Source organism: Candidatus Protofrankia californiensis (genome assembly GCF_900634765.1).
Taxonomy (GTDB): domain Bacteria; phylum Actinomycetota; class Actinomycetes; order Frankiales; family Frankiaceae; genus Protofrankia; species Protofrankia californiensis.
Map to the genome: position 1 here is coordinate 9511 of NZ_CAAAFT010000441.1, position 3374 is coordinate 12884.

Genomic DNA, 3374 nt, shown 5'->3' on the forward strand with positions numbered 1-3374 from the left:
CACGCCTGCGCCAGGCCCCGGACCGCCACCCGGACCGCCACCCGGACCGGAATCCGGGTCGGTGCCGGTGAGGTCGGCGAACGCGTCCGGGTACAGAGCGACCCCCGAGCCGACCACCCGGTCAACGGACATCTCACGCAGTGCGTCGACGACGCTCTGTGGTCGACCCACGGAGGGTCCGGCGATGCGTGCGCCGTCGGCGTAGACCGCCCAGTAGACCTCACGGCGTCGCGCGTCGGTTGCCACGGCCACCCGGCCCGGGATGTCGGCACCGACACCGTCCAGCGAGCAGATGCCGTAGGCAGGCTTACCAAGAGCGTCCGCGAATACTCCAGCGGTCACCACTCCCACCCGCAGGCTCGTGAAAGGACCGGGCCCGAGACCCACCACCACGGCGTCGAGATCGGCAGGACGTACGGCCGCTTCGTCGAGAACCTCCCGTACCAGCGGTACAAGCAGCTCGGCGTGCCGTCGCGGATCGACAACCTGGCGCAACGCTCGGCCCGTCACCCTGACGGCCCGCCTGCCCGCATCCGCCCCGGACTCCCTGCCCGCATCCGCCGCGCCGGCCGTGCGCACACGGTCCACGTCGACGAGCGCAACCGAGCAGGCGGGTGTCGCCGTGTCAAGAGCGATGAGCAGCACGTTCGACAGCCTAGCCCGCTGCCAACCATAAGATCATTCCTTGATCCTTACGGGACAGCTCGACCTCGCCACCGGCGTGGCGAGGTCGGCGAGGTCACCGCGTCCGGCAACGAGGGCAGCAACGACAGCATGCGCTGCGGCCAGTCCCCGCCGCTGCCAACCATGCGGATCACGCGTCTCCCCCCGGCGTCGGGGACCTCGCGGGCGTCGGCGGTACCCGCAAGGGGTAGCGGCATCGCGTCCTCGGGACGCTCGATCTCCACGCGTAGATGCGTGCTGGCCAGCCCCTCCACCAGGCCCGAACCCCATTCGACCACGGTCACGGATTCCTCGATGTCGGCATCGAGGTCGATGTCCTCGACCTCGACGAACCCGCCCAGGCGGTAGGCATCCACATGCACCAGGGGCACGCGACCGTCCGCGTGTACCCGGGCGATCACGAAGGTCGGCGAGGTGACTGCCCCGGCGACGCCCAGGCCCGCGGCAATTCCCTGGACGAGCACGGTTTTACCGGCGCCGAGCGGCCCGACCAGGACCACGAGGTCGCCTGCGCGCAGCACACCGGCCAGCCACCTGCCGACCTCGCGCATGGTGTCGGCATCCGGGGCCTCGACCACCAACCCGGCACCATCGACCCCGACCGGACCGCCGGCGGGGGAAGGCAGCGACATGTCCGGGCCACTCACAACGTCCACCTCACGACATCATGCTCACAACGTCAGGTTCGCAACATCAGGTTCGCAACATCAGGTTCGCAACCTCCATACTCACGGCGTCCATCTCAGGGTTTCCATACGGAGATGTCGTCCGGGCCGTGGTCCCGACGGGCGGGGACGACCGGGTTGCGCGATTGCGGCTGATGGGTGGTTGCTCGCTGGACGAGGGTACGCAGTGCCGCGTTGACCTCGTCCGGACGCTCCATGACGACGGCGTGCCCGGCTCCGGGTATGACCACAAGGTCCGCTTCGGGGAGCGCGTCGGCAAGTGTGCGGCTGTGCTCCACCGGAGTCATCACGTCGGCATCACCGACAAGGATCAGCGTCGGGGTCGCCACCAGCACCGCCGCGGCAACCAGCTTGTCATGAGCGATCAGAGCGGGCAGGAAGGCCGCAATCACGCGCAGCGGTGTGGCAGCCACCATCTTTTCCAGGAATGCCACCACAGGCGGCCCGACGCTGGTCGAGCCGAAGCCGATCCGGCGGGTGAGGACCCAGGCGATGCCGCTGCCGTGGCTGCGCCCCCGTTCCAACAGCGACGGAGCGTAGCGCATACCGATCGCGAGACCGGGCAGACAGGCCCGCAGCGCCACCGTAGCCGTCGCGGGCAGGCCGAAGGTGACCGTTGCCAGGCTGCCGGCGCTGGTCGACAGGAGCGCGACCCCGGCGAGCCGGTCACCGAAGAGCCCCGGATGGGCGTCGGCCAGCGCGAGGATCGTCATCCCGCCCATCGAGTGCCCGATGAGAACCACCGGTCCGGTCGGTACCACCTCGGTCAGCACCCGATACAGATCGTCACCAAGCTGCTCGATCGTGCACCCCTCAAGCTCCGAGGGGCCCGAGGCACCGTGTGTTCGCTGGTCGTAGAACACCAACCGGCCGCAGTCGGCCAGGTCCCGGCGCTGGAACGTCCAGCAGTCGAGGCTGACACAGAAGCCGTGAACGAACACGAGGGTGAGCGGCACGCTGGAATCGCCGACGATCTCGACGTGTAACGGCACCCCGTCAGAGGCGATCACCGTGATCGGACGCCCGCCGACCGGGGCGACCGGCTCCTCGTTACTCGCGCCGACCCGCTCGGAACGGATACGCGCCAACCGCCGTTCCGCCGCCGTTCCTATGACGACCGCTGTGACGAGGCCCGCAATTCCCGCTGTTCGCACCGCCCGCGTCCGGGCAACAGCGCGGCCCGCCCGGCCAAGGGTGCGCCCGATACCGGGGAGCCGGCTGGCCGCCGCGGTCCGTAAGGCGCCATCCGGCTCCAGGGACGCGCTCATGACGGAAGCTGCTCCAGCGCCGACGAACCAGCGTCGGACGGGCCGACGCTGGAGGAAGCGATGCCGGACTGGCCGGGAGTGGACGGGCCGGCGCCCAGCGAAGCGGACGACCGCCGCCCGGTGCCACCAGGCTCGACGGAGACATTCAGATGGACGCGGGGCACCCGGACGCCGACCCTGGTGACGATCTCGTAGTTGATCGTGCCGAGGGCGTCCGCCCAGTCCTGTGCGGTGGGTTCGCCGTGATCCCCCGGCCCGAACAGGACCACCTGGTCGCCTGCCTGGATCGGATCGTCGCCGACGTCCACCACGAACTGGTCCATGCAGACGGTTCCGGCGATACGCCGACGCCGGCCCGCGAGCAGCACCTCGGCGGTGTTGCCGGCCGCCCGCGGGATGCCGTCGGCGTACCCGAGCGGTATCAGTCCAAGGGTTGACTCCGTCGTGCTGGTGTACCGGTGGGCGTAGGACACACCACTGCCCGCCGGTACCCGTTTAGCCAGCGCCAGCCGGGCGGTCAGCGTCATGGCCGGGCGCAGACCCAGGGCCGTGGGCGAACCGACCTGCGGTCCGGGTGACAGTCCGTAGACGGCGATTCCAGGGCGAACCAGATCGAAATGGGCGTCCGGGCTGACCAGCGTCGCCGCCGAGTTGGCCAGATGGCGCACCTGCGGACGCAGGCCGATCTTCTCGGCAACGGTGACCGCGTCGGCGAAACGCCCGATCTGGCCATGGA

General features: G+C 69.9%; 4 protein-coding genes. All 4 read right to left on the reverse strand.

Annotated elements, in window-relative coordinates; translation table 11 throughout:
- On the reverse strand, positions 1–645 hold a 645-nt coding region (tsaB, locus tag DD1DGNOD_RS22800), incomplete at its 3' end, for a tRNA (adenosine(37)-N6)-threonylcarbamoyltransferase complex dimerization subunit type 1 TsaB (RefSeq protein WP_131771009.1).
- A gap of 47 nt (positions 646–692) precedes the next feature.
- The gene (tsaE, locus tag DD1DGNOD_RS22805; protein WP_346434367.1) at positions 693–1316 is read right to left on the reverse strand and encodes a tRNA (adenosine(37)-N6)-threonylcarbamoyltransferase complex ATPase subunit type 1 TsaE; all 624 of its coding nucleotides are present in this window, start codon (positions 1314–1316) and stop codon (positions 693–695) included.
- Positions 1317–1426: 110 nt separating this feature from the next.
- Positions 1427–2638: an alpha/beta fold hydrolase gene (locus tag DD1DGNOD_RS22810; protein ID WP_131771007.1), complete on the reverse strand. Its 1212-nt coding sequence runs from the start codon at positions 2636–2638 to the stop codon at positions 1427–1429.
- Positions 2635–3374, reverse strand: a 740-nt coding sequence (alr, locus tag DD1DGNOD_RS22815) for an alanine racemase (protein ID WP_131771010.1), incomplete at its 5' end; no start/stop codon positions are given. The genes DD1DGNOD_RS22810 and alr, both read right to left, overlap by 4 nt.

Coding starts and splice junctions, on each gene's coding strand:
- tsaE (WP_346434367.1), bottom strand. CDS start 1,316: ATGTCGCTGCCTTCCCCCGCCGGCGGTCCGGTCGGGGTCGATGGTGCC.
- DD1DGNOD_RS22810 (WP_131771007.1), bottom strand. CDS start 2,638: ATGAGCGCGTCCCTGGAGCCGGATGGCGCCTTACGGACCGCGGCGGCC.